This window comes from Streptomyces yunnanensis (assembly GCF_029011865.1).
GTDB classification, from domain to species: domain Bacteria; phylum Actinomycetota; class Actinomycetes; order Streptomycetales; family Streptomycetaceae; genus Streptomyces; species Streptomyces yunnanensis.
This window is the reverse complement of record NZ_CP095749.1, coordinates 9,248,646-9,274,050: the sequence shown is the minus strand read 5'-3', so window position 1 is coordinate 9,274,050 and position 25,405 is coordinate 9,248,646. Positions and strand designations below refer to the sequence as shown.

Genomic DNA, 25,405 nt, shown 5'->3' with positions numbered 1-25,405 from the left:
CGTCCGGTGCCGTACCGGGGTGTCGTCCCAGGCGTTACGCTCACGGCATGGTCACGGCGCGGTCGCCCCTCGGCATGCGGCGGACTCGCCGCTCGGCGGGTCCGGTGCGACTGCTGTGTCTGTTCGCGGCGCTGCTCGCCCTCGTGCTCATGCACGGGCTGGGCGCCGAGAGCGGCGCGGGCCATGTCTCCGCCCCGGTCGCCGAGGCCGGGCTCCCGCCGTCCGCCGGCAAGGTCACGGTCGCGACGGTGCCGGGCGGGTCGGTGGCCGATCCCGGTCAGCGGCACGACGAACGGCCGGACGGCCACCCTTCGGGTTCCTGCCTGTCCGGACAGCCTCCGCAGGGAGCGGCGCTGACCGCTCCCCACCAGTCTCCGCTGGACCGTTGCGGCGCCGCGCCGACCACCGGGATCCAGCGCACCGTTGAGACGCACGCAACGCACTCCATGACGCCGTCGCAGGCTGCCACGGCGCGCACCGCGGTTCTGTTGATCTAGCCCCGGCACGGCCGGCTCCGGCACCCGCTCCGGTCCCGTCCCGGCGCTCCGCCCGGGCCGATGGGTCCTGCCCCGACGCGCGTCCGCACGGCGCCGCCGGGCACGCCCCGGTTCGCCGTGCCCGTCCGGCCGTCCGCTCCCCCGTCGGGCCGGACGCCGGGTGCGTCACGCCCTCAACGATCCGCCCGCCGCCGCGTGTTGTCGCGCCGACGGCCGTCCGTGCACGGAGGCACTGTGCCCCACCCCCGACTTCGCGGTCCGGTCCTGCGCCGGTTACCGCTCGTCCTCATCGGCGGGCTGCTGTTGCTGGCGCTGGGGTGTCCGTTCGATGCGGTCGCCGCACACCGCACCGCTCCCGGCCCCTCCGCCACCGGCGCCCGTTCGGCCCTCGGCCCCGCGGCTCCGGGCGGTCCGCGGGCGGACGCCGTCGACGCGTCGCGCGCCGCGCCGTCCTGCCACGTGCCGGAAGCGGTCGCGGCCCTCGCGCCGCAGAACCAACGCCCCGGGCCCCGCCCGGCGGACCGGAGCCCCCAGGACCGGTGCGTGCCGGCGGCGGCGGAGGCCGTGCCACCGGCCGGCCGGTTGGCGCGCGGTCCGGACGACGACGGGCCGGGCGGCCGATATCCCCTCTCCGTCACCTGCCGGTGGCGCATCTAGAGGCCGCCCCCGCAGCCTCCGAGCCGGCCGGCTGCCGCGTATCGCGACCGGCGGGACCGGGCCCGTGCACCCAACCCGCCTGCCCGGTACGCGAGATGAGCACATGACGCACTCCGACGAACGAGAAGACGCCATGACCTCTCTGCTCAGCACCAACGCTCCCCTCGCCCGCCCGTCCCTCCCCGGACTGGTCGGCAACACCCCCCTGCTGCACGTCTCCGAACCGCTCTGCCCGCCCGGCACCGGCTTCTGGGCCAAGCTGGAGGGATTCAACCCCGGCGGCATCAAGGACCGCCCGGCCCTGCACATGGTGGAACGGGCCAGGGCACGCGGCGATCTGCGCCCCGGTGGCCGGATCATCGAGTCCACCAGCGGCACGCTCGGCCTGGGGCTCGCCCTGGCCGGCATGGTGCACGGCCATCCCGTCACCCTGGTCACCGACCCTGGTCTGGAGCCGTCGATGGCACGGCTGTTGACGGCGCACGGGGCCCGGGTGGACATCGTCACCGAGCCCCATCCGACCGGCGGCTGGCAGCAGGCCCGCCGCGACCGGGGCCGTGCCCTGCTCGCCGAACACCCCGGTGCCTGGTGCCCCGACCAGTACCACAACCCCGACAACGTCGCCGCCTACACCCCGCTCGCCCTGGAACTCGCCTCCGGACTCGGCCACATCGACGTCCTGGTGTGCAGTGTCGGTACCGGTGGGCACTCCGCCGGCCTCTCCGGGGTGCTGCGCAGTCTCTATCCGGCGCTACGGGTGGTCGGTGTCGACACCGTCGGTTCGACGATCTTCGGCCAGCCGGCCCGCCCGCGGCTGATGCGCGGTCTGGGGTCGAGCATCTTCCCCCGCAACGTCGCCTACGACCGCTTCGACGAGGTCCACTGGGTGGCGCCGGCCGAGGCCATGTGGACCTGCCGGCGCCTGGCCGCCTCGCACTACGCCACCGGCGGGTGGAGCGTCGGCGCGGTCGCGCTCACGGCGGGGTGGCTGGCCCGCACCAGCGGCCCGGGCACCCGCATCGTCGCGGTCTTCCCGGACGGCCCCCAGCGCTATCTCGAAACGATCTACGACGACCGATACTGCGCGGAGCACGGCCTGTTGGACGCTCCGCCGGCCGCCGCACCGGAGGTGATCGGCCGGCCGGACGAGAAGGAGGTCACCCGCTGGACCCGCTGCACGACCGTGGTGGATCCGCTGTCGCTCCGGGCCGGCACGGAGTCCGCGCCCAAGGGCGGTGCGGCCCGGTGAAGGAGGTGCTCCGCCAGGCTCGCTCCTACGACCGGAGCGTGCAGTTGCTGCTGCTCAACCAGTTCACCATCAACCTCGGCTTCTACATGCTGATGCCGTATCTGGCACAGCATCTGTCGGGGACGCTCGGACTGGCCGGGTGGACGGTCGGACTGGTGTTGGGCGTCCGCAACTTCAGTCAGCAGGGGATGTTCCTGCTGGGTGGGACGCTCGCCGACCGGCTGGGCTACAAGCCGCTGATCGTCGCCGGCTGCCTGCTGCGCACCGTCGGGTTCGCGGCGCTCGGGCTGGTGGAGTCCCTGCCGGCGCTGCTCGCCGCGTCCGCGGCCACCGGATTGGCCGGTGCGCTGTTCAACCCGGCGGTGCGCGCCTACCTGGCCGCCGACGCGGGTGAGCGCAGGGTGGAGGCGTTCGCCCTGTTCAACGTCTTCTACCAGGCCGGCATCCTGCTCGGTCCGCTCGTCGGCATGGTCCTCACCGGCCTGGACTTCAAGGTGACCTGCCTGGTGTCGGCCGCGGTCTTCGCGCTGCTGAGCGCGGTGCAGATCCGTGCCCTGCCCGCCCGCCGCGGCAACGCGGGCGGGCCGGCGTCCGAGGGCCGCGAGGGCGTGCTGCGCCAGTGGCGCGCGGTACTGGCCAACCGTCCGTTCGTGCTGTTCTCCGGCGCCATGATCGGCTCCTATGTGCTGTCGTTCCAGGTGTATCTGGCACTGCCCCTGGAGGTCCGACGACTGGGCGGGAACGGGGAGTTCGGCACGGTGGCGGTCGCGCTGCTCTTCGCCGCGTCCGGGCTGGGCACGATCTTCGGCCAGACCAAGGTCACCGCCTGGTGCCGGGCCCGCCTGGCCCAGGGGCAGGCACTGGCCTGGGGACTGACGGCGATGGGCCTCGCCTTCGTACCGCTGTTGGCGGCGAGTGCGGTGCCCGTGCCGGGCGAGGGGGTCGGGCGCTGGGCGCTGGCCGCCGGGCCGCCGGTGTTGGCCGCGCTGCTGCTCGCGCTGGGCACGATGATCACCTATCCGTTCGAGATGGACACCATCCTCTGGCTGTCCGGCAACCGTCTCGTCGCCACGCACTACGGGCTCTACAACACCCTGTGCGGCGTGGGCATCACCGTGGGCAATCTGCTGACCGGGGCGGCGCTCGACGCCGCTCGGGCGGCGGGCCTGTCGGCGCTGCCCTGGCTCGCCCTGACGGTGCTGGGCCTGGCGTGCGGTGCGGCGCTCTACGGCCTGCACCGCACCGGCCGGATCACCGCGGGCGGCCCGGCGGCGCGCCCGGTGACGGCCTGACACCACGGGGGTGGGCGGCTCGTGCCGCCCACCCCCATCGGCCGGTCGAGGGCGCGTCCGGGGCCGCGGTCCCGCCCTCGACCGGACCGCGGGCGCATCATGGAAGGACACCCGAGGCAGGGGGGTTGAGCTGGGAGTCCGCCGGTGGCACGTGGACGGTTGCGGATCTTCCTCGGGGCCGCCCCCGGGGTCGGCAAGACGTACGCGATGCTCGCGGAGGGACAACGGCTGCGGGCGTTGGGCACGGAGGTCGTGGTGGGCTTCGTCGAGCCGCACGGCAGGCGGCCGACGGCGGCCATGGCCGAGGGGCTGGAGACGATCCCCCGGCGCGCGCTGCGGCATCGCGGGGCGCGGTTCACCGAGATGGATCCGGACGCGGTGCTGGCCCGCCGCCCGCAGGTGGCGCTGGTCGACGAACTCGCCCACTCCAACGTCCCGGGGACCCGCAACGCCAAGCGGTGGCAGGACGTGGAGGAGCTCCTGGACGCCGGCATCGACGTCGTCACCACGCTCAACGTGCAGCACCTGGAGTCGTTGAACGACGTGGTCCGGCAGATCACCGGAGTGCGGCAGCGGGAGACCCTGCCCGACGAGGTGGCGCGCCGGGCGGACCAGATCGAGCTGGTCGACCTGCCGCCGGAGGTGCTGCGCCGGCGGATGGTGCACGGCGACATCTATCCGGCGGACCGTATCGAGTCCGCCCTCACCCACTACTTCCGGGTCGGCAACCTCACCGCGCTGCGGGAGATCGCGCTGCTGTGGCTCGCCGACCGGGTGGAGGAGGGGCTCCAGCGGTACCGCGCCGAGCACGGGATCGTCGCCCCGTGGGAGACCCGGGAGCGCATCCTGGTCGCCCTCAACGGCGGCCCGGAGGGCGAGACGCTGATCCGGCGGGCCGCGCGGATCAGTGCCCGCACGCCGGGCACGGAGTTGCTGGCGCTCCATGTGGTCCCGGAGGACGGGCTGACCCACGTCGATCCGTCGGTGCTGGACGCCCAGCGCACGCTGCTGGAGTCGCTCGGCGGCAGCTTCCACCAGACCACCGGCGAGGATGTGGTCGAGGCGCTGTTGCAGTTCGCGGAGGCGGAGAACGTCACCCAGATCGTGCTGGGCGCGAGTCGGCACGGCCGGGTGGCGTCGCTGCTGCGGGCGGGCGTGGGCGAGCGGACGATCAAGGGGTCCAGCCCCATCGACGTGCACATCGTCACGCACGAGGAGGCCGCGGCGTCCGCCGCGCTGCGGCTGCCGCGTCCGGGCAACGGCATGGGTCCGCGGCGCCTCGGCGCTGCCGCGGCCGGCGCGGTGGTCCTGCTGCCCCTGTTGACGCTGCTGCTCACCGTGGTGCGGGGCCCGATGGGCCTGGCCGGCGCACTGGTGCTCTATCTGCTGGTGGTCGTGGTGGTGGCGTTGGTGGGCGGGGTCGTGCCGGCGTTGCTGGCCGCGGTCGCCGCGGCGCTGCTGGCGGACTACTCCTTCATCGCCCCGGTGCACTCCTTCGACATCGAGCGTCCCGACGAGATCGTCGCGCTGGTCGTGTTCGTCGTCACGGCCGTGCTGGTCGGGACCGCGGCGGGGGCGGCGGCCCGGCACACCCGGCAGGCCGCGCGGGCGATCGCGGAGGCCCGGACGCTGAGCCGCCTGGCCGCGGGCGTGCTGCGCGGCCAGGACCTGCCGGCGCTGGTGGAGATGATCCGGGAGAACTTCGGGCTGAGTGCGGTGAGCCTGCTCGAACGGGACCCCCGGGCGTCGCCGGTGCCGCGCTGGTACGTGGTCGCCAGCGCCGGCGACCACCCGCCGGAGCGGCCGTACGAGGCGGAGGTGGAGAGCCCGGTGGACGACCTCCTGACGCTGGCCGCCCGGGGGCCGGGGCTGAGTTCGCAGGACCGGCGGCTGCTCGACGCGTGCGCCGCCGAGCTGGGGCTCGCGCATGCCCGGGGCCGGATCGCCGGGCCCGCCGGCGTCGGAGATCCGCTCGCCGACGCCGAACGCACCCGGGCCTCCCTCCTGCTGGCCGCCGGCCGCGATCTGCGCGCGCCGCTGCGCACCGCCGAGGACGCGCTGGGGCGGCTGCGGCGGCGCGGCGGGGAGCGGGCCCCGGACGAGCGGCGGCTGCTGGAGACCGCACGCGCTGCCGTGCACCGGGCGGCGCAGCTGGTCACCGACCTGGACGACCTGAGCCGGCTGCACGCCGGGGCGCTGGATCTCTCCCTCCGCCCGGTCGATCTGAACGAGGCGTGGGGTGCGGCACTGGACGACCTGGGGCCCGGTGGCCACTCGATCGTGCTGCGGCTGCCGGAGTACCTGCCCGATGTGATCGCCGATGCCGCGCTGCTCACCCGTGCGTTGACCGCTCTGGCGGCCGATGCGCTGCGCCACAGCCCGCCGGGCCGGCCGCCCGTGGTCACCGCGGAGACCCACGACGGCCGGGTGGCGATCCGGGTGGCGGACGGGTCCGGTGGCGAGGGTGCGGCGGCCGCGGGGCGGTCCGGTTCCCGTGCGGACAGTCTGGCGCTGCGGCTGTCGCGCGACCTGGCCGAGGCGATGGACGGGTCGCTGCGGACCTCCGGCAGGGGGTCGGCCTTCACGGTGACGCTCAGCCTGCCGAGCTCCGCGCCCGGACGTCCCCGGCGCGGCAAGCGGCCGACGCGCTCGACCTGATATACCGTCAGAAATTGGCATATACCTACATACCGGACGGGACGAGTCTCCCGCCCCTGACGACTTGCGGGGTGCCGCACCCATGTCGGACGTTGCCTATGTCGGCCTGACGGCCGCGGTCTTCGCCCTGATCGGCCTGGCTGCCAAGGGGGTCGGACGCCGGTGACCGTGGAGAACATCATCGGTCTGATCGTCGCCGCCGGACTGGTGATCTACCTCATCCTCTGCCTGATCTTTCCCGAGAAGTTCTAGGGAGATCCCCGATGGGCGACACCGCGGCCGGCTGGCTCCAAGCAGCCGTCCTGGTCGCGGCGCTGGCGCTCTCGCACCGGCCGCTGGGCGGCGCCCTGGCGCACGTCCTGACCACCGACCGCCACTGGCGGAGCGAGGCCCTGGTCTACCGGGCGGGCGGGGTGAACGGGGACGTCGACCAGCGGTGGCCGGTCTATCTGCGCAGCCTCCTGGCCTTCTCCTTCGTGTCGACGCTGTTCCTGTACGCGTTCCTGCGGCTCCAGGACCATCTCCTGCTCTCCCTGGGCCGCAGGCCGGTGCCGGCGGACCTGGCGTTCAACACCGCGGCGTCGTTCGTCACCAACACCAACTGGCAGGCGTACGCCGGCGAGACGACGATGGGCCACCTCGTGCAGATGGCCGGGCTGGCGGTGCAGAACTTCGTCTCCGCGGCCGTGGGCATCGCCGTGGTGGCCACGCTGATCCGCGGCTTCACCCGGAAACGCACCGATCGCGTCGGGAACTTCTGGGTGGACCTGACCCGGCTGGTGCTGCGGGTGCTGCTGCCGATCTCCTTCGTCTTCGCGGTCGTGCTGGTGGCCGCCGGCGTCATCCAGAACTTCCACGGGGCCCATGCCGTCGCCACCCTCGCCGGCGGCCGGCAGAGCCTGCCCGGCGGGCCGGTCGCCTCGCAGGAGACGATCAAGCTGCTGGGCACCAACGGCGGCGGCTTCTTCAACGCCAACTCCGCGCATCCCTTCGAGAATCCCAGCGGGCTGACCAATCTGATCGAGATCTATCTGCTGCTGGTGATCCCGTTCTCGTTGCCGCGGACCTTCGGGGCGATGGTCGGCGACGTCCGCCAGGGCTACGCCGTCGTCACCGTGATGGTGCTGCTCTGGGCCGCCTCGGTGGTCCTGGTGACCGCCAACGAGCTGTACCGCGTCAGCAGTCCGGCCGGGCACGCGGCCGGGGCGATGACGGAGGGCAAGGAGACCCGGTTCGGCATCTGGTCCTCGGCGCTGTTCGCGGTCTCGACCACCCTCACGTCGTGCGGAGCGGTCAACTCCGCCCACGACTCGTACACTCCGGGCGGCGGCGGGATGACGATCTTCAACATGATGTTGGGGGAGATCGCGCCCGGCGGCACCGGCTCCGGGCTCTACGGAATCCTGATCCTGGCGGTGGTGGCGGTCTTCGTCGCCGGGCTGATGGTCGGCCGCACCCCGGAGTACCTGGGCAAGAAGCTGCGCGGCCGGGAGATGCGGTACGCCTCCCTCTACATCCTGACCACGCCCGCGCTGGTCCTCGTCGGCGCGGGACTGGCCATGGCGTTCCCCGGCGAGCGGGCGGCCATGCTCAACCCGGGGGCGCACGGCTTCTCCGAGGTGCTGTACGCACTGGCGTCGGCGGCCAACAACAACGGCTCGGCGTTCGCCGGGCTGAGCGCCGACACGGTCTGGTACAACACGGTCCTCGGCGTGGTGATGCTGCTGGGCCGGTTCCTGCCGATGGTGTTCGTGCTGGCGCTGGCCGGCTCGCTCGCCGGGCAGCAGCCGGTGCCGGTCACCGCGGGCACCCTGCCCACCCACCGGCCGCAGTTCATCGGGCTGTTGACCGGGGTGATCCTGATCGTGGTCGGTCTGACGTACTTCCCGGCGCTGGCGCTGGGGCCCCTCGCGGAGGGTCTGCGCTGATGTCCTCGCCCGCCGTTCCCTCCGCCACCCCGCCGAGCACCGGCCGCCCACCCCGGCGGGTCGCGGGCGGGCTGCTGGACCCCCGGCAGCTGGTCCGCTCCCTCCCCGACGCGCTGCGGAAGCTGGATCCCCGGATGATGCTCCACAACCCGGTGATGTTCGTGGTGGAGGTCGGGGCGGCGCTGACCACGCTGTCGGCGATCTGGACGCCCGGCGTCTTCGCCTGGGTGATCACGGCCTGGCTGTGGCTGACGGCCGTCTTCGCCAATCTCGCCGAGGCGGTGGCGGAGGGCCGCGGCAAGGCCCAGGCGGCGGCGCTGCGACGCACCAAGACCACCACGACGGCGCGCCGGCTCACCGACTGGCGGCCCGGCGCGACCGACCCGGCCGAGGAGGAAGTGCCGGGCACCGCACTGCGGTTGGGCGACCACGTGGTCGTCGAGGCCGGTCAGCTCGTCCCGGGCGACGGCGATGTCGTCGAGGGCATCGCGAGCGTCGACGAGTCGGCCATCACCGGGGAGTCGGCGCCGGTGATCCGGGAGTCGGGCGGCGACCGGTCGGCGGTCACGGGCGGCACGAAGGTGCTCTCGGACCGGATCGTGGTCGAGATCACCGCCAAGCCCGGGGAGACCTTCATCGACCGGATGATCGCCCTGGTCGAGGGGGCGGCCCGGCAGCGGACGCCGAACGAGATCGCGCTCAACATCCTGCTCGCGTCCCTCACCATCATCTTCCTGATCGCCGTGGTCACCCTCCAGCCGTTCGCCGTCTTCGCCGGCGCCGAGCAGACCCTCGTCATCCTCGTCGCCCTGGTCGTGGCGCTCATCCCCACCACGATCGGCGCGCTGCTCCCGGCCATCGGCATCGCCGGCATGGACCGACTCGTCCAGCGCAACGTGCTGGCGATGTCGGGGCGCGCGGTGGAGGCCGCGGGCGACGTCAACACCCTGCTGCTGGACAAGACCGGCACCATCACCCTGGGCAACCGGCAGGCCGCGGCCTTCCTGCCGGTGCCCGGGGTGAGCGTCGAGGAACTCGCCGACGCCGCCCAGCTGTCCTCCATCGCCGACGAGACGCCCGAAGGCCGGTCCATCGTCGTCCTCGCCAAGGAGCAGTACGCGCTGCGCGGCCGGAGCGAGGGCGAACTGGACGGGGCCGCCTTCGTCCCGTTCACCGCGCAGAGCCGGATGAGCGGCGTCGACCTCGACGACCCGCGGGAGCGCCGCTCGCTGCGCAAGGGCGCGGCGACCGCGGTGATGCGCTGGGTCCGCGACAACGGCGGGCACCCCACCGCGGACGTCGGGCAGGTCGTCGACGGCATCGCCGCGAGCGGCGGGACGCCGCTGGTCGTCGGCCAGGTGACCCGGCACGGCGGGGCGTCGGACGCCCGCGTGCTGGGCGTCGTCCACCTCAAGGACGTCGTCAAGGAGGGCATGCGCGACCGGTTCGACCAGCTGCGCCGGATGGGCATCAGGACCGTCATGATCACCGGCGACAACCCGCTCACCGCCCACGCCATCGCCCAGGAGGCGGGCGTGGACGACTTCCTCGCCGAGGCCGCCCCCGAGGACAAGATGGCGCTGATCCGGCGGGAGCAGGAGGGCGGCAAACTCGTCGCGATGACCGGCGACGGGACGAACGACGCCCCGGCACTGGCCCAGGCGGACGTGGGCGTGGCGATGAACACCGGCACCTCGGCCGCCAAGGAGGCCGGGAACATGGTCGACCTCGACTCCAATCCGACCAAGCTCATCGAGATCGTCGAGATCGGCAAGCAACTCCTCATCACCCGGGGCGCGTTGACCACCTTCTCGATCGCCAACGACGTCGCCAAGTACTTCGCGATCATCCCGGCGATGTTCGCCGGCGTCCATCCGGGCCTGGACCTGCTCAACATCATGCGGCTGCACAGCCCGGCCTCGGCGATCACCTCCGCGATCGTCTTCAACGCGCTGATCATCGTCGCGCTGATCCCGCTCGCGCTGCGCGGGGTGCGCTACCGCCCGTCCTCCGCCTCCGAACTCCTCGGCCGCAACATCTGGGTCTACGGGCTCGGCGGGCTCGTCCTGCCGTTCCTCGGCATCAAACTGCTCGACCTGCTCATCCAGTTCATCCCCGGACTGCGCTGACCGGCCGACGACGAGACACAAGGGGATCCATGCCGCGCACCACCCTTCCCACCGCACTCCGCCACCATCTGGCGGCGCTGCGGATGCTGCTCGCGCTCACCGTGCTCACCGGCGTCGGCTACCCCCTCCTCGTCACCGGCATCGCCCAGGCCGGCCTCGCCGAGCAGGCCAACGGCTCCCTGCTGACGACGCACGGCACGACGGTGGCCTCGCGCCTGATCGGCCAGAACTTCGCCCTCCCCGCGCGCCACCCCGGCGACCCGCACGAGGTTCCGCGCCCCGACCCCGGTTGGTTCCAACCCCGGCCGTCCGCCGGCGGCTACGACCCCGGCAACTCCGGCGCCAGCAACCTCGGCCCGACCAATCCGCTGCTCACCGCGACCGTCCGGGCCCGCCGCGCCGCGCTCGCCGCGTTCGACGGCGTGCCCCCGGCGGCCGTCCCCGCGGACGCCGTCACCGGCAGCGGCTCCGGCCTCGACCCGGCGATCTCCCCGGCGTACGCGTACCAGCAGGTCCGGCGCGTGGCGCGGGCCCGCCGCCTGACCCCAGCCCGGGTCCGGCGCCTGGTCACCCGTCAGTTGCACGGGCGGGACCTGGGCTTCCTCGGCCAGCCGTACGTCAACGTCGTGGAGCTGAACCAGGCGCTGGCGGAGGAGGCACGTCCGGGGCCGCGCCGGCCTCAGGCGCGCACCGGGCTGACGGACTCGTAGGCCGCCCCCACCTGGTTGGCCAGCGTCACCGCGACCAGCCGGGCGGCGAGCGGCGGCGCGGCGCCCGGCGCACCCTGCAGCAGGAACCGGCCGTGGAAACGCCCGCCGCGGCTGACCCGCAGCTCGACCTCCTCCTGCGGCAGCCCGTCCCGGTCGGCGTCCCAGTGGCGGCGGCCCCAGGCGATCGAGCCGTCGTCCATCAGCCGGGGCGGGTGTCCGATCAACGTGCCGTACTCGAACCGGCAGCCGCTCAGCCCCAGCAGTCCCACCAGCTGCCGCCGCACGTGGTCGACCACGGCGTCCGGGCCGGCCGCGCTCTCGACCAGCCGGGCGGTGTGGTGGATCTGTGCCAGGTAGTCGTCGTCGGTGATGGCGATGACCTTCAGCTCCCGGGTGCGGGCGGCGAGCTGGGAGACCGCGACGCCGACGGCGAGCAGCAGCCCGGCGGTGACGATGTCGGCGGACTTGGTGATGGCGAACCGTTCGTAGGGCCGGGTGAGGAAGAAGTCGAACCACACCGCGGCGGACAGTGCGGCCAGCGCGCCGGCCGGGCGGTGCCCGAGCACGGCGACGGCCACCACCACGACGACGAGCACCAGCGCCGCGTTGGTGTTGGACATCCGGTCCCGGAAGGGCAGCAGCAGCGCGCAGACGGCCGGCGGGAGCACCAGCGCGGCGGCGAGGGCGACCTGGTCGCGGGTGAGGTAGCGCAGCATGGACGGTCACCTCCACCTCAGGTGTAGTCGCCGGCACGCGTGTGCGGACCGGTCGTGCGCCGGCTTTTACGCGGCCTTGACGAGACGACCGGTCGCCGGCGCCACGGGAAGCGCGAACTGCGCGGCGGTGGGCCCGGGGCCGGTGGGCGCGCCACACTGGGCACAGCGGCCCGCGCCCCCGCGCGGCCCCTGTGCGGCATCCCGGGCCGGCACCGTCCCGTGGGAGGAGGCGCCTGGATGGGCGCGACATACGGACTCGTGGCGGCGGTCTTTCTCGCCTCGGTGGTCGAGGCGGTGGAGGCGCTGACCATCGTCATGGCGATGGGCATGACCCGCGGCTGGAAGTCCGCCTGGGCCGGCACCGCGGCCGCCGCCACGGCCCTCGCGGTCTTCACCGTCGCGGCGGGCTATGCGCTGGCCACCTGGCTGCCCAAGGCGGCGCTCCAACTGACCGTGGGTGCCCTGCTGCTGGTCTTCGGCCTGCAGTGGCTGCGCAAGGCGGTCCTCCGCGGCGCGGGGCTCAAGCCGCACCACGACGAGGAGTCGGCCTTCGCCGAGCAGACCTCCGCGGCCCTGGGCGCCGGCCGGACCACCCGTTTCGGCCTGGACTGGTTCGCGTTCACGGTCTCGCTCAAGGGCGTCTTCCTGGAGGGGGTGGAGATCGTCTTCATCGTGATCACCTTCGGCACCAGCGCCCACGACGTGCCGGTGGCCGCCGGCACCGCGGCCGCCGCTGCGGTCTGTGTGGCGGTCGCCGGGTTCTTCGCCCACCGACCGCTCTCCCGCGTCCCCGAGAACACCCTCAAGTACGGCGTCGGACTGCTGTTGGCCGGCTTCGGCACCTACTGGGCCGTGGCCGGGCTCGGCGTCTTCACACCCGGCGGGCAGAGCCTCACGTGGCTCGGCCACGACTGGGCGATCCCGGTGCTGATCGCGGCCTGGTTCGCCGTCAGCCGGCTGCTGATCCGGATCGTGCCGGCCGTCGCCGGGCCCCGGCCGCACCCGACCGCGTCCGACCGCATCGACCGAGGAGCCCCGTGAACGTCCCGACCCTGGCCAAGGGCTTCGCCCGTTTCTGGTACGCCTTCGTCATCGGCGACGACTGGAAGATCGCCGCGTCCGTGGTGGCGGTTCTGGTGGTCGGCACGGTCGCGCTGCTCGCCGGTGCCGGGCCCGGCGGGATGCTGGCCGCGCTGCTGGCGCTGCTGCTGATGGCCGGTTTCGCCGGCGTGCTGCTGATCGACGTGCGCCACCGCGGAAGTTCTTGACGAAGCGTCAGGAATCGGCGGTCGGCAAACGCTCTGAGCTGCCGGGATCAGGAAAACGTCAACATCGCCGCGTTCCGCCACACCCCGCCCGGGCCGGTGTGAACATGGCCGCAACCCATGTCCGCTCGGCCGCCCGAGGTTCCCCTCGCCGAACCAGGCGCCGTGGGGTCGTGCAGGCATGGTGAGGGAGGGGCTGTCGGTGGCGCCGAACAGGGTCGCGGCCGAGGCGTCGGACGCACGGCCGGGGAAGCTCAAGGTGTTCCTCGGCGCGGCGCCCGGCGTCGGCAAGACGTACCGGATGCTGGACGAGGGGCGCCGGCGCCTCAGACGGGGCACCGATGTGGTGGTGGCGTACGCCGAGTGCCACGGCCGGCAGTACACCCAGGAGATGCTCGACGGGCTGGAGATGGTGCCCCGGCTGCACCGCTCCTATCGCGGCTCGACCTTCACCGAGCTGGACCTCGACGCGGTCCTCGCCCGGCGCCCCGCGGTCGCCCTCGTCGACGAACTGCCGCACACCAACGTGCCCGGCGGCCGCAACGCCAAGCGGTGGCAGGACATCGACGAGTTGCTGGCCGCCGGGATCGACGTGGTCACCACCGTCAACGTCCAACACCTGGAGTCGCTCAACGACGTGGTGGAGAAGATCACCGGAGTCCCGCAGCGGGAGACCGTGCCCGACGACGTGGTCCGCCGCGCCGATCAGATCGAGCTGGTGGACATGCCCGCCGAGGCACTGCGCCGGCGCATGGCACACGGCAACATCTACCAGCCGGAGAAGGTCGATGCCGCGCTCGCGCACTACTTCCGCATCGGCAACCTGACGGCCCTTCGGGAGCTGGCGCTGCTGTGGGTCGCCGGACGCGTGGACGAGACCCTGCAGAAGTACCGGTCCGAGCACGGCATCGGCACGGTCTGGGAGACCCGCGAACGCGTCGTCGTGGCGCTCACCGGCGGGCCGGAGGGCGAGACGCTGATCCGCCGCGCGGAGCGGATCGCGGACCGGCCCCGAGCTCTCAACTCCGTTCGAGCAGGGGGCACCCCCATCTCCGGCGGCGATCTGCTGGCCGTGCACGTCGCCCGCAGCGACGGCCTGGCCTACGCCTCCCCCGCCGCACTCGCCAAACAACGCGCCCTGGTGGAGAGCCTGGGCGGCAGCTATCACTCGGTCGTCGGCGACCACGTCCCCACCGCGCTGCTGGACTTCGCCCGCGCCGAGAACGCCACCCAGCTCGTCCTGGGCACCAGCCGCCGCAGCTGGTTCTCCCGCCTGGTGGCACCTCGCGGTATCGGGGAGGACACCGTCGAGTTGTCCGGCGACATCGACGTCCACTTGGTCACCCACGAAGGAGCCGGCCGTGGTCGCCGGCTGCCCGTTCCGGGCCGGCAGCTGCCGCACGCCCGCCGCGTCGTCGGACCGGTGGCCGGCCTCGTCCTCCCCCTCCTCCTGACCACCGTGCTCACCCACACCCGGGGCGCCCTGAACCTCACCAGCGAGGCCCTGCTCTTCATGGTCACCGTCGTCGGTGTGGCCTGCCTGGGCGGCGTGGTCTCGGCACTGCTCGCCTCGCTCGCCGCCTCCCTGCTGCTCAACTACTACTTCATTCCGCCCAGCGGCGAGTTCACCATCACCGAGCCCAACAACGCCCTGGCGCTGGCGGTGTTCGCGCTGGTCGCGGTCACGGTGGCCGCCCTGGTGGACCGTTCCCTGCGGCTGTCCCGGCGCGCCGCCAGCGCCACCGCGGAGGCCGAGACCCTCTCCTCCATGGCCGGCACCATCCTGCGCGGCGAACAGGGGGTGTCGGTGCTGTTGGAACGCACCCGCGAGACCTTCGGCATGGAGTCCGCCGAACTCGTCCCGCGCGCCGGGCAGGAGACCGACGCCGACGAGGAGCGCGACGACCTGGTGAAGGTGCCGGCCGGACCGGACCGCCTCCTCGTCCTGCGCGGACGCCGCCTGCCCGCCTCCGAACACCGGGTGCTGACCGCCTTCGCCGCCCACCTCGCCGCCGCGCTCGACCACGCCCGTCTGATGGAGGCCGCCGCCCAGGTGGAACCCGTCAAGGCGGCGGACCGGCTGCGCACCGCGCTGCTGGCCGCGGTCAGCCACGACCTGCGGACCCCGCTGGCGAGCGGCCGGGCCGCGATCAGCTCCCTGCGCAGCCCGGACGTGGTCTTCTCCCCGGCCGAACGCAACGAACTGCTGGCCACCGCCGAGGAGTCGCTCATCGAGCTCAACCGGCTGGTCGACAACCTCCTCGACATGAGCCGGCTCCGCGCCGGCGCGCTCTCCCTGTCCCTCCAGCCCACCGCCTTCGCCGACGTCCTGCCGCTGGCCCTGGCCACGCTGCCCGCGACACCGGTGCGGATCGCGTTCCAGGGGCTGGCGGAGGTCCGCGACGTGCTCGCCGACCCGCCCCTGCTGGAACGGGTGATCGCCAACCTCGTGACCAACGCGGTGCGCCACTGTGCCGCGTCCCAGCGGGTGCTGATCACCGCCAGCTCCCTCGGCTCACGCGTCGAGTTGCGGGTCGTCGACCAGGGACCGGGACTGCCGCCGGAGGACCGGGACCGGATCTTCGTCCCCTTCCAGCGGCTCGGCGACCGGGACAACACCAGCGGCCTGGGACTGGGCCTCGCGCTCTCCCGCGGCCTGGCCGAGGCGATGGGCGGCACCCTCGATCCCGAGGACACCCCGGGCGGCGGGCTGACCATGGTCCTCTCCCTGCCCGCCGCGCCGGTGGCGGAGCCGGTCGAGGCGGTGGAGCTCGGCTAGGGCGCGCGCGACGCATCCGGAGGGAGGCGGGTCGATGGACACAGGGGCCGTGGCCGTACTGGCCGGGATCGCCGCGTTCGGCGGCCTGCTCGGGATGCTCGCCGGAGTGCACGGGCTCCGGCAGGTGCGCCGGGTGCAACGGACCGGCGTGTGCGTGCCGGCCCTGGTCAGGCAGCCCCCGGGGCGGCTCTCCGACGAGTCGGCCCGGCCGCGCCCGCTGCTCCAGTTCGCGACCGAGGACGACCGGGTGGTGGAGATCGTCTGCCCCGTGACGCCGACGCGCCGCCGTCCGCTCGGCGACGGCGATCGGGTGCTCCTCCACTACGACCCCGCCGATCCCCGTACCGTCGTCGTCGAGGGTCAGGAACACCTGGCGCTGGAGCGGGCGTTCATCGCCGGCGGCGCGGTCGTCCTCCTGCTGTCCCTGGTGCTGCTCGTGGTCGCCGGCACGATCCCTTGACCGACGCCCGCGCCCCGTCGTCGCCGCGGGCGATGCCCGTCGACCCGACGCCCGCCGCCATCGAGGACCGTCCTGCGTACAGACGGTGGCAGTGACCCGATAGAACCCGGTAGGTTTCCTCGCGGAGTGCCGGGAAGTCTGGTCGGCGACGGTTCAACCACAGCCGGAGCCAGCGAAAGACGAGCGCGTGACCGACCTTACTGCCATCCTCCTCCTCGTCATCTTCGCCACCCTGGTGGCCACCGGCGCGCGCCACTGGCGCATTCCGGCTCCCTCGCTGCTGGTCGTCGGCGGCGTCCTGATAGGGCTGCTGCCCTGGCTCCGGAACGTCCAGGTGGCACCCGAAGTGATCAGCGTGGTGGTGCTGCCTCCGCTGCTGTACGCCTCCGCCGAGGAGATCCCCTGGCGCGAACTGCGGATCGTGTGGCGGCCGGTGACGGTGCTCGCCTTCGGCCTGGTGCTGGCCACCGCGGCGGCCGTGGGAGCGGTGGCCGCCGCGGTCACCCCGCTCTCCCCCACCATGGCCCTCGTCCTGGGCTCTGTGCTGGCCAGCACCGACCCGGTCGCCGTGACGGCGCTCGGCCGCAAGATAGCGCTGCCGCCGCGGATACAGGTGCTGGTCCAGTCCGAGAGCCTCTTCAACGACGCCACCAGCCTGGTGCTGTTCAAGGTGGCGGTGGGCAGCGCCATAGCGGTCCACGCCGTCGCCCTGCCCGCGGCCGGCGGCCAGTTCCTGATCCTGGGCGGCGGCGGGGCACTGGTCGGCGGCGCCGTCGCGGCCGTGGTGGCGCTGATCCGGCGGCGGACCGAGGACCCGATACTGGAGACCGTGATCGCCCTGGTCACCCCGTACGCCTCGTACGTCCTGGCCGAGGACGTGCACGCGTCCGGCGTCACCGCGGTGGTGGTCGCGGGGGTGGTGCTCGGCAGCACCGGGCACAAGCTCACCAACGCCACCATCCGGCTCCAGGTGCACGCCGTCTACGGCACGGTGGTCTTCCTCCTGGAGAGCGTGGTCTTCGCCCTCATCGGCCTGGAACTGCCGGCGCTGGTCCGCCAGTTGAACGCCGACGAGCACACCTGGCCGCTCGGTGTGCTCGCGGTCGCCGGCACCGTGATCGCCGTGCGGATGCTGGGGGTGCTGCCGCTCTCCGCGGTCATGCAGCGCCGTCGCGGCAACGGCACGGTCACCTGGCGCATCCCCGCGGTGGTCTCCTGGGCCGGCACCCGCGGTGTGATGCCGCTGGCCGCCGCGCTGTCCATCCCGCTGGCCGCCGACGACGGCAGCCCGCTGCCGCACCGTGCGCTGGTCCTCGTACTGACCACCGGCGTGGTCGTCTTCACCCTCGTCCTGCAGGGCTTCACCCTCGCACCCGTCGTGCGCTGGTCCCGGATCGCGCTGGAGCCGGAGCACACCGCCCGCGAGGAGGCCCGTGCCCGCGCCGGTCTCGCCAAGGCCGGCCTGTCCTGCCTGGACGAACTGGAGGCGGCCGAGGCCGCGCCCACCGCGCTCATCGACCAGCTGCGCCGCGGTCTGCTGGCCCGTCTGGACCAGGCCGACGCCGACCAGGACGACGACACCACGCCCGCCTCCTGGGCCTCGGCCACCACCTACCGGGCACTGCGCCGCACGGTGATAGCCGCCGAATCCACGCAGCTCCAACGGCTGTACGCGGACCACCACATCAGCGACACCACCCGGCGCCGACTGCAACGGAGCCTGGACCTGGAAGAGGCCGGACTGGGCGAGGACTGATCCGCTCAGAACCGGTCCGGGAACTTCACCCCGGCCACCAGCAGCCCGACCAGCGCCACCGCCACCAGCAGCCCCACGATGCGCTCCACGCTCACCGCGCCACCCCCGGCACTGTCCCGCCACGGCCTTCCATCACGGACCTTCCTCCTCGTGTGCTCCGCCCGATCGGGATCCGCTCCACCGTGGCGGCCGGCACCGCCCCTCGTCGGCAACACAGCCGGTTCCCTAACGGAATCCGAACGGCGCGGCCGCCGAGGGTGTCGTCCGCGGTGTGCGACGGGGGCGGTCCGCCGGCCCCACCGCCAGCACCCGCCACTCGTTCTGCCGGAACGCCTAGGTAGACGGAACACCCCTCCAACTCCGGGTGGCCGGTCACGTCCACGGTCGTGAAAAGGAGCGAACCGCGCTCGACCAGCGCAACGGCACATGACGCCCCGTCATGGCGGCAGCGAAGGAGGGCGCGGCGAGCCCGAGTCGGAGCGATTGAGGGATCCCCTGCTCGAACGCAGTTGAAGGCTTGGGGAAGGGTGGGCGCGTCCGGGTACGAGGCTCGCAGGAAGGGAGAGTTGACGTCCCGTCCGCGCGGCTCGGCTCAGGAGTGCGCCGCCCGCTCGCCGGCGCTGCGTTCGATGCAGAATTCGTTGCCCTCGGGATCGGCCAGGGTCACCCAGCCGGTTCCGTCGGGCTTGCGGTGGTCCTCCACCATCGTGGCGCCCAGGGCGAGCACGCGGGCGACCTCCTCGTCCCGCGACCGGTCCTGGGGTTGCAGGTCCACGTGCACCCGGTTCTTCACGGTCTTGCCCTCGGGCACCGCGATGAACAGCAGCGCCGAGCCCGGCGCGGTGACCACCGCCTCGGGGTCCCCCGGGGCGTCGTCGTCGGCCAGCGAACCGTCCAGGACGGCGGCCCAGAACTGCCCCAGGCGGTAGGCGTCGGAGCAGTCGAAGGTGAGGTGTCGCACGAGAGAGGCCATGGGGCGCACTATCCGGGAGCCCGTGGTGGCTGTCCAGCGAATTCCCCGGCCGGAGGACACCGCCGCAGAATGCCGAGCGCACCGCCCAAAAGCTTGAAACCGACACCGAATCCGATGGAAAAAGAACCCTTCACACCAGCCCCTCATATCGCTTATATAGTGAAAAAGGTAGCCACCAGAAGGTAGCCGCCATACGTGCGCAACCTGGGAGCTAGGCGTGGCTCGCATCACCATCAACGGCGTGACCATTGACCCATTGGTCCAGTCCGAAGAGCTGGCCGGCGAATCGCTGGTCTCCGAGGATGCTTCGGCATCAAACTACCTGCTTGTACAGACCACACATGTGCCGTCGGCGGCGGAGAAGGAACAACTCGCCGACCTGGGTGTGGTCATCCACGAATACGTACCCGACAGTACCTATCTGTGCGGATACCGGCCGTCCGACCTGGAGGCCGTTCGCGCCCTGCCGTTCGTGGCCTGGGCGGACATCTATCTCCAGGGCTTCAAGCTCGCCCCGTCGCTGCGTTCGGGCAGGCTGCGGCCGGGCATCGCCGAACTCGCCGCACCGGTCGAGGCGGCGCAAGCCCGCACCCACACCATCGATGTCGTCCTCCACCAGGACGTCGATCCGGGCACCGCCGGAGTGCAGGAGCGGATCGCGCAGGCCGCCGGGGTCGGCGCCGGTGGCGTCCAACCCGGCCGGCGGAAGGTGCGGATGACCGTTCCGGAGGAGAACCTGACCGCGCTGATCTCCCTGGACGAGATACGGCAGGTCGAGGAAGTCCCCGACATGGTGCTGTACAACTCCGTTGCGGGGAAGCTGCTGAACGCCAGGATCTCGCACAACGGCACGGCATTCCGGGGCGCGGGACAGGTCGTGGCCATCGCCGACACCGGCCTCGACACGGGCTCCGCCCAAGACGTGCACCCCGCATTCCAGGGCCGGGTCAAGCGCTTGATCGCCCTCGGCCGCACGGCGCCGGATCAGGCCGACGATCCCAACGGGCACGGCACGCACGTCGCCGGTTCGGTCCTCGGCGACGGCACCTCCGCGACGATGGGCGGCAGCATCGCCGGCACCGCGCCGGCAGCGACCCTCGTCCTGCAGTCCCTCCTGGACGACAACGGTGGCCTGGGCGGCATCCCGACCGATCTGCAGGACCTCTTCGAGCCGCCGTACACCGAGGACGGGGCTCGGGTCCACACCAACTCATGGGGGCCGACCCTGCCGGGCCTGCCGTACAACCAGCAGTCGGCCGAGATCGACCAGATGGTCTGGGACAACAAGAACCTCGTGATCTGCTTCGCCGCGGGCAACGCCGGCCGCGATCAGGGCCGGACCGGGCGGATCAGCCCGGCCTCCGTCAGCGGACCGGCCGCGGCCAAGAACTGCCTCACCGTCGGTGCCAGCGAGAGCCTGCGTCCTGATATCCCGCTGACCTACGGCCAGTTGAGCTCGCTCTCCTTCCCGGTCAATCCGATCCACGACGACCGGCAGGCGGACCATCCCGAGGGCATGGCGGCGTTCAGCAGCCGGGGGCCCACACAGGAAGGCCGCTTCGCACCCGACTTCGTCGCTCCCGGCACCTCGATCCTGTCGACCCACTCGCGTGCGGCGAAGTTCAGCACGGTGTTCGGGGTCTCCGACGACCCGGCGTTCTTCTTCGACAGCGGGACGAGCATGGCCACGCCGCTGATCGCGGGGTGCGCGGCGGTGCTGCGCGAAGCGCTGGTGAAGAACGGCACCCCCGATCCGAGCGCCGCGCTGGTCAAGGCCCTGCTGATCAACGGCGCGGACGACCTCCCCGGCCAGTACACGCCCACCGAGGCCGGCCCGTCCCCGAACAACAACTCCGGCTTCGGGCTGGTCAATCTGGAACAGGCCGTCGTGCTGCCGGATACCGGCGACCAGGCGGGGTTCACCGACGAGGACGCGTTGGCCCAGGACGAGGAGCGTCCGTTCACCGTCCCGGTCCCGCAGGGCGACGGTCACCAGCTGAAGGTCACCCTGGTCTGGACGGATCCGCCCGGTCCGGCCCTGCAGAACGACCTCGACCTGATCGTCCGCGCGGGCGGGCAGGAGCGCCACGGGAACATGGACACCGACCCCGGCTTCGACCGCGTCAACAACGTCGAGCAGGTCCGTTGGGCCGACATCCCGGCCGGGGACGCGCAGATCGTCGTCCGCGCGCACCGGATCACGCAGTTCGCCCAGCCGTACGCCGTGGCCTGGCGCCTGGCCTGAGCCGGGCACCCGTCCCGACGACGGCATGCGATGCCCTCAGTCTCAGCAGGTCATATCGGCTGCCGTGTCAGGGTGTTGGCCTTCGCCAGGAGTTCGGGGAGGCTCCCGGCGAAGGTCGGCAGCAGCTGGAGGCAGCGCGCCCAGGCGTCGACGTTCGTGCCCAGATGCTCCTGGGTGAGCGCCGCGGCCCGGACGCGCAGCGGCGGCCCGATCGCGTCGGGCTCGTCGCCGGGCCGATCGCCGGCGTACCGCTGGAGGTTGTGCAGGGCGGCGCGGGCGGGGGTGGCGTGGGTCAGGAGGTCGGCGTGGGTGAGCCGGCCGCCGCTGAGAGCGGCGCGTATCCACTCCGCTCCCCACACCGGGAGCGTTTTCAGTCCTGCCAGCAGCAGCGGGCGGGGGCAGTCCCGGAACTCCCACAGCGCGCTCACCAGGTGCTCCGGGAGCGTCCCTGCGTCATGCGCCGCGGTGAGGGCCTCCCAGGGTGGCGTCAGGCCCTCGCTGCGGAGTCGCCGCAGCCGCTCATGGGGACGGTCGGCCGGCGCGGTGAGATACGCCGTCAATGCCGCCGGTGACTCCGCATCGGCGAGTTGGCAGCGCAGGCTCTCCAGGCCGTCGGGCGTCGTCAGCAGCTGCTCCGTGCGGCGGCGGAGGGTGTCCGGGAGGTGGTCCGTCGCCAGGATCTCGCGGACCGAGTCGGGACCGCTGCGCTCCCACACCGCGACCAGCAACCGCAGTCGGGAGGCCGGGAGATGGAGCCACCGCAGCCGTCGGAGGAGGCTGCGGGCCACACCGAGATCGCCGGACCCCAGGCCGGCGGTCAGCGTGGTGCGGTCGTAGGTGGCATCCGGGTCGTCCAGGACCGCGAGCAGTTCCCCGGGGACCGGGCGGCTGCCGCCGGCCCGCAGCCGGCCCGCCAACAGCCGCTCGCACGCGGCCCGGTCGAGGCAACCGTGCCGGAACAGCGCGGCGTCCACCGCCGGTTCGTCCAGATCGAGGAGGTACCGCAGCTCCGCGTCGGAGCGGGCGCACCCGCCGGCCATCGCCACCTGGGCGGACAGGCCGTGGGCGGCCACCACCGCAGCGCGGACCTCGGGCGACGGGTTTCCGAAGGCGAGGAGGTGCTGCACGGCCCGCGCGTCGAAGAAGGGCACGACCGCCGTCCGGGCCTCCTCGCAGGCGCACGCGAACACCTTCAGGAAGGTGGACCGGGTGTGCTCCGGCGACGCGGCGGGGAACTGCGCCGGGGCCGGCCGCGGCCAACTGGTATGCCGCCGGCCGCGGGTGTGCGTGGCGGTGGCGTCCGCGACGAGTTCGACGACGCTGCCGCGGGCCGTGCTCATGCGGGCGTAGAACGTCAGCCAGTTGACGGGGTCGGTGCCGAGCGCGTCCAGCAGGTCCGTGAGGGCCTTCCGGGTCGGTCCGTGGTCGAGCGGCAGGTGGGTCAGTACCGTTTCGGCCGGGCCCACTTCGGCCAGCACCCGCTCCACGGGCAGCCGGCCCGCGCGGATGCCGCGTCCGAGGCCGCGCAGGAGCACCCCGTCGCGCTCCTCGCGGTCGGTCCACAACACGGTGAACGCCTCGAAGGGCAGCTCGGCGGCGTACTCCGCGGTCCCCGTCGGATCCTCCCGGAAGCTCTCCCACAGCAGGACGTCGGGGCAGCCCTCCCACTGGGCCAGCAGGAGCAGCGGGGTGACGGCCCGGGCATCCGTCGTGGGGAGGTTCTCCCGGCGGAAGGGCAGGCGTTCGTGCTCCTTCCGGATCAGCGCCCAGTCCAGGCCGTCGGGCCCGGCCACGGGGTATCCGCAGCGCACCCGCGCCAGTGCGTGGAGGTGCTCCGGGTCGGTCCACTCCCCGGCAGGCCGGTGCCGCCGGAGGTATGCCTCCGGATCGGGTGCCTCGACGGCCGCGCGCAGCAGGTCCGGCAGTTGTGGCTGCCAGGCGCTCAGGAGGGGGATTTCGTCGTGCATGCGGAGCCACTCGACGAAGGGTTCGGTGGTGCCCCACAGGGCGAGGAGCCTCAGACAGGCGTCGATGACGACCGGGGGCGGCAGATAGGCGCCCAATGCGGCCAGGCCCTCCGCCGAAAGCCCGACGAACCCGCTGGTCAGGACCGCAACCATCAAGGGCCCCCTGGTCTCGTACAGCTCCTGGAGCAGGCCGCCCTCGGCGTACCAGCGGGGATCGCTGAAGTCGCCGGCCTCCAGAAGGATCCTCAGCAGCCCGGGGGCTTCGGCCACCGCGCGCACCTTGCTCCCGTCGTCGTCGCGGTACTCCGCCAGCCAGATCGCCTGCCCGACCACCGGATCCCCGGTCTCCGCCGCCGCGGCGAGCCATTCCACCGGGTCCGCCTCCAGCGCGGCGCGCAGCTGCCCGGCGTCCCCGCCCAGCAGCTCGTCCACCAACACCGCCGGCATCCCCAGCCGGTCGGTCAGGACGGCGAGCAGCTGCGGCTTCATCCGGTCGGCGAGTGCGTCGGCGGTGGCCGGGTCGGCGAGGCTCAGCGCGAGGCGAAGCGCGGAGCGGGAGCTGTCGCTCACGGGTCGGGTCCCTTCACGGCGTTGCGGGTGGCGGAGCGGTGCCGGCGTGCGGGCCTGTGGCGCGGCGGTCCGCACGCACCGGCTCGGACGTCTTCGATCGTGGCACACCCCACTGACAACGCCGGCCGCGCCCAACACCGCATCCCGCAGCCGGAGTTCCGGCCCGCGCCGATCAGCGGTCCGTGCGCGCTTCCCCGGCGTCCGGCTGGCCGGCCAGCAGGCGCTCGACCAGGGCGGTGACCAGGTCCTGCCGCTGGTCCGCCGAGAAGAGGTCGGGCAGGGTCAGGCTCTCGAAGATCAGCCAGTTGAGGGCCAGGTACAACAGGACCACCATCGTCGCGTCGCCCGGCAGGCCGGAATTCAGGTGGTAGCCGATGTTCTGGTCCACGTCCGAGCGGATCCGACGGGTCAGGACCTCGCGCAGCTCGGGGCGGCGGATGGCCTCCAGGCGCAGCTCCAGCAGGGCCAGGAACCCGGTGGGGAACGCGGCCACCCGTTCCACGAGGTCGTGCATGAGCTCGGTGACCCGGGCGCGGTCGCGCGGCCCCGCCAACCCGGCGGCGATGACCGCCTCGTCGGGCTCCAGTCGCTCGTAGACGCGCTCACCGGCCTGGGTGAGCATCGCGTCGCGGTTGGCGAAGTAGTTGGAGGCCGTGCCCACCGGCACGCCCGCCTGGACGTCGAGCGCGCGGAACGTGAGGCCCCGCGCGCCCTCGCGGGCCAGCACCTCGATGGCGGCGTCGAGCAGCGCCGCCCTTCTCTCCGGATTGCGTCGCACCATGATTGACACCACTCCACATGTAGTACTACGGTCCAGTCACTGCAAACAAAGTACTACATTCGAAGTGGTAGAAGTCACCCAAGGATTTGAGGTTCCGTATGCGCAAGCTCGTGTACTACGTCGCGGTCTCCATCGACGGCTTCATCGCGGGCCCCGGCGGGGAGTCCGACTTCTACCCGGAGGCGCCGGACATGGTGGAGCACCTGCGCGCCGAGTTGCCCGAGACCATGCCGACGCACATCCGCCCGCACATCGGGCTGGACGGCGTGCCCAACAAACGCTTCGACACTGTGCTCATGGGACGGGGCACCTACCAGCCCGCCCTGGACGCCGGGGTGTCCAGCCCCTACGCACACCTGCGGCAGTACGTCGTCTCCCGTTCCCTCCCCGACATCGCCGATCCGGCCGTGGAACTGGTTGCCGAGGACCCGATCGGCCTGGTGCGCCGGCTCAAGGCCGAGGACGGCGACGGCGACATCTGGCTGTGCGGCGGTGGCGTGCTGGCCGGGCAGCTCCTGCCGGAGATCGACGAGCTGCTGTTCAAGCGGTACCCGGTGGTCGCCGGCGACGGCGTCCCGGCCTTCGCGGGACAGTTCCGGCCCCGCCCGTTCACCCCGGTGGAGACGCTCACCTTCAGCCACGGCGGCACCCTCACGACCTACCGCCCCACGGCCTGAGCACGTATGCGGCGCCGTCGAGGAGTCGACCGGTCACGGCAAGCTCCGTGCGCTCCACGGAGCCCTTGGAGCTGCCGCGGCACCTCGGCTCGGTTC

General features: G+C 72.8%; 21 protein-coding genes. 16 read left to right on the top strand and 5 right to left on the bottom strand.

The window, feature by feature from the left end; translation table 11 throughout:
• Positions 1–47 precede the first annotated feature (47 nt).
• From MOV08_RS40790 to kdpC, 9 genes are all read left to right on the top strand, one after another.
• Positions 48–497, top strand: a complete 450-nt coding sequence (locus MOV08_RS40790) for a hypothetical protein (protein ID WP_275311238.1) — start codon at positions 48–50, stop codon at positions 495–497.
• A gap of 234 nt (positions 498–731) precedes the next feature.
• Positions 732–1,154 carry a hypothetical protein gene (locus tag MOV08_RS40785; protein WP_275311236.1) on the top strand — a complete coding sequence of 141 codons (423 nt, stop codon included), beginning with the start codon at positions 732–734 and terminating at the stop codon, positions 1,152–1,154.
• Between the two features lie 133 nt (positions 1,155–1,287).
• On the top strand, positions 1,288–2,403 hold the full coding sequence (locus tag MOV08_RS40780) for a PLP-dependent cysteine synthase family protein (RefSeq protein WP_275311235.1): 1,116 nt from the start codon (positions 1,288–1,290) through the stop codon (positions 2,401–2,403).
• Positions 2,400–3,695 (top strand): MFS transporter, encoded by a 1,296-nt coding sequence (locus tag MOV08_RS40775; RefSeq protein ID WP_275311233.1) that lies wholly within the window; start codon positions 2,400–2,402, stop codon positions 3,693–3,695. The genes MOV08_RS40780 and MOV08_RS40775 overlap by 4 nt, the downstream gene beginning before the upstream one ends.
• A gap of 144 nt (positions 3,696–3,839) precedes the next feature.
• On the top strand, positions 3,840–6,353 hold the full coding sequence (locus MOV08_RS40770; protein ID WP_275311231.1) for a DUF4118 domain-containing protein: 2,514 nt from the start codon (positions 3,840–3,842) through the stop codon (positions 6,351–6,353).
• A 162-nt stretch (positions 6,354–6,515) separates the two neighbouring features.
• Positions 6,516–6,605: a K(+)-transporting ATPase subunit F gene (gene kdpF, locus MOV08_RS40765; RefSeq protein ID WP_039639302.1), complete on the top strand. Its 90-nt coding sequence runs from the start codon at positions 6,516–6,518 to the stop codon at positions 6,603–6,605.
• Positions 6,606–6,616: 11 nt separating this feature from the next.
• Complete coding sequence (gene kdpA / locus MOV08_RS40760; RefSeq protein ID WP_275311224.1) at positions 6,617–8,281, top strand: potassium-transporting ATPase subunit KdpA; 1,665 nt, start codon at positions 6,617–6,619, stop codon at positions 8,279–8,281.
• On the top strand, positions 8,281–10,410 hold the full coding sequence (gene kdpB, locus MOV08_RS40755; RefSeq protein ID WP_275311223.1) for a potassium-transporting ATPase subunit KdpB: 2,130 nt from the start codon (positions 8,281–8,283) through the stop codon (positions 10,408–10,410). Before kdpA ends, kdpB begins: the two co-directional genes overlap by 1 nt.
• A gap of 29 nt (positions 10,411–10,439) precedes the next feature.
• Positions 10,440–11,120, top strand: coding sequence for a potassium-transporting ATPase subunit KdpC (gene kdpC / locus MOV08_RS40750; RefSeq protein WP_275311222.1), 681 nt, complete (start codon positions 10,440–10,442; stop codon positions 11,118–11,120).
• Here the strand turns inward: kdpC and MOV08_RS40745 are convergent.
• Positions 11,090–11,836 carry a DUF4118 domain-containing protein gene (locus tag MOV08_RS40745; RefSeq protein WP_275311221.1) on the bottom strand — a complete coding sequence of 249 codons (747 nt, stop codon included), beginning with the start codon at positions 11,834–11,836 and terminating at the stop codon, positions 11,090–11,092. The two genes, kdpC and MOV08_RS40745, sit on opposite strands and share 31 nt — an antisense overlap.
• Before the next feature lie 237 nt (positions 11,837–12,073).
• On the opposite strand from MOV08_RS40745, the gene MOV08_RS40740 reads away from it, so the two are divergent.
• From MOV08_RS40740 to MOV08_RS40720, 5 genes are all read left to right on the top strand, one after another.
• Positions 12,074–12,877, top strand: coding sequence for a COG4280 domain-containing protein (locus MOV08_RS40740; RefSeq protein WP_275311220.1), 804 nt, complete (start codon positions 12,074–12,076; stop codon positions 12,875–12,877).
• Entirely contained in the window at positions 12,874–13,104 is a 231-nt protein-coding gene (locus MOV08_RS40735; RefSeq protein WP_039639295.1) for a hypothetical protein, read from the top strand. Before MOV08_RS40740 ends, MOV08_RS40735 begins: the two co-directional genes overlap by 4 nt.
• 178 nt (positions 13,105–13,282) lie before the next feature.
• Complete coding sequence (locus MOV08_RS40730; protein WP_420834257.1) at positions 13,283–15,880, top strand: sensor histidine kinase; 2,598 nt, start codon at positions 13,283–13,285, stop codon at positions 15,878–15,880.
• 34 nt (positions 15,881–15,914) lie between these two features.
• Positions 15,915–16,340 carry a DUF3592 domain-containing protein gene (locus tag MOV08_RS40725; RefSeq protein WP_275311218.1) on the top strand — a complete coding sequence of 142 codons (426 nt, stop codon included), beginning with the start codon at positions 15,915–15,917 and terminating at the stop codon, positions 16,338–16,340.
• 187 nt (positions 16,341–16,527) lie between these two features.
• Positions 16,528–18,096, top strand: a complete 1,569-nt coding sequence (locus MOV08_RS40720; protein WP_039639291.1) for a Na+/H+ antiporter — start codon at positions 16,528–16,530, stop codon at positions 18,094–18,096.
• Between the two features lie 5 nt (positions 18,097–18,101).
• Here MOV08_RS40720 and MOV08_RS40715 read toward each other — a convergent pair whose 3' ends face one another.
• Together MOV08_RS40715 and MOV08_RS40710 are read right to left on the bottom strand one after the other, a co-directional pair.
• Positions 18,102–18,191, bottom strand: coding sequence for a hypothetical protein (locus MOV08_RS40715; protein WP_039639290.1), 90 nt, complete (start codon positions 18,189–18,191; stop codon positions 18,102–18,104).
• 497 nt (positions 18,192–18,688) lie between these two features.
• Positions 18,689–19,069, bottom strand: coding sequence for a VOC family protein (locus tag MOV08_RS40710; RefSeq protein ID WP_039639288.1), 381 nt, complete (start codon positions 19,067–19,069; stop codon positions 18,689–18,691).
• Positions 19,070–19,310: 241 nt separating this feature from the next.
• Here MOV08_RS40710 and MOV08_RS40705 point away from each other — a divergent pair, with 241 nt between their 5' ends.
• The gene (locus MOV08_RS40705) at positions 19,311–21,314 is read left to right on the top strand and encodes a S8 family serine peptidase (RefSeq protein WP_275311217.1); all 2,004 of its coding nucleotides are present in this window, start codon (positions 19,311–19,313) and stop codon (positions 21,312–21,314) included.
• A gap of 50 nt (positions 21,315–21,364) precedes the next feature.
• Here the strand turns inward: MOV08_RS40705 and MOV08_RS40700 are convergent, their stop codons facing one another.
• Together MOV08_RS40700 and MOV08_RS40695 are read right to left on the bottom strand one after the other, a co-directional pair.
• Positions 21,365–23,851, bottom strand: coding sequence for a zinc-binding metallopeptidase family protein (locus MOV08_RS40700; protein ID WP_275311216.1), 2,487 nt, complete (start codon positions 23,849–23,851; stop codon positions 21,365–21,367).
• Between the two features lie 172 nt (positions 23,852–24,023).
• Positions 24,024–24,632: a TetR/AcrR family transcriptional regulator gene (locus tag MOV08_RS40695; RefSeq protein ID WP_275311214.1), complete on the bottom strand. Its 609-nt coding sequence runs from the start codon at positions 24,630–24,632 to the stop codon at positions 24,024–24,026.
• A 98-nt stretch (positions 24,633–24,730) separates the two neighbouring features.
• Here MOV08_RS40695 and MOV08_RS40690 point away from each other — a divergent pair, with 98 nt between their 5' ends.
• Complete coding sequence (locus MOV08_RS40690; protein ID WP_039639283.1) at positions 24,731–25,309, top strand: dihydrofolate reductase family protein; 579 nt, start codon at positions 24,731–24,733, stop codon at positions 25,307–25,309.
• The last annotated feature ends 96 nt before the right edge of the window (positions 25,310–25,405 follow it).

Coding starts and splice junctions, on each gene's coding strand:
- MOV08_RS40740 (WP_275311220.1), top strand. CDS start 12,074: ATGGGCGCGACATACGGACTCGTGGCGGCGGTCTTTCTCGCCTCGGTG.
- MOV08_RS40695 (WP_275311214.1), bottom strand. CDS start 24,632: ATGGTGCGACGCAATCCGGAGAGAAGGGCGGCGCTGCTCGACGCCGCC.
- MOV08_RS40790 (WP_275311238.1), top strand. CDS start 48: ATGGTCACGGCGCGGTCGCCCCTCGGCATGCGGCGGACTCGCCGCTCG.
- kdpB (WP_275311223.1), top strand. CDS start 8,281: ATGTCCTCGCCCGCCGTTCCCTCCGCCACCCCGCCGAGCACCGGCCGC.
- MOV08_RS40780 (WP_275311235.1), top strand. CDS start 1,288: ATGACCTCTCTGCTCAGCACCAACGCTCCCCTCGCCCGCCCGTCCCTC.
- MOV08_RS40710 (WP_039639288.1), bottom strand. CDS start 19,069: ATGGCCTCTCTCGTGCGACACCTCACCTTCGACTGCTCCGACGCCTAC.
- MOV08_RS40730 (WP_420834257.1), top strand. CDS start 13,283: ATGGTGAGGGAGGGGCTGTCGGTGGCGCCGAACAGGGTCGCGGCCGAG.
- kdpC (WP_275311222.1), top strand. CDS start 10,440: ATGCCGCGCACCACCCTTCCCACCGCACTCCGCCACCATCTGGCGGCG.
- MOV08_RS40690 (WP_039639283.1), top strand. CDS start 24,731: ATGCGCAAGCTCGTGTACTACGTCGCGGTCTCCATCGACGGCTTCATC.
- MOV08_RS40745 (WP_275311221.1), bottom strand. CDS start 11,836: ATGCTGCGCTACCTCACCCGCGACCAGGTCGCCCTCGCCGCCGCGCTG.
- kdpA (WP_275311224.1), top strand. CDS start 6,617: ATGGGCGACACCGCGGCCGGCTGGCTCCAAGCAGCCGTCCTGGTCGCG.
- MOV08_RS40725 (WP_275311218.1), top strand. CDS start 15,915: ATGGACACAGGGGCCGTGGCCGTACTGGCCGGGATCGCCGCGTTCGGC.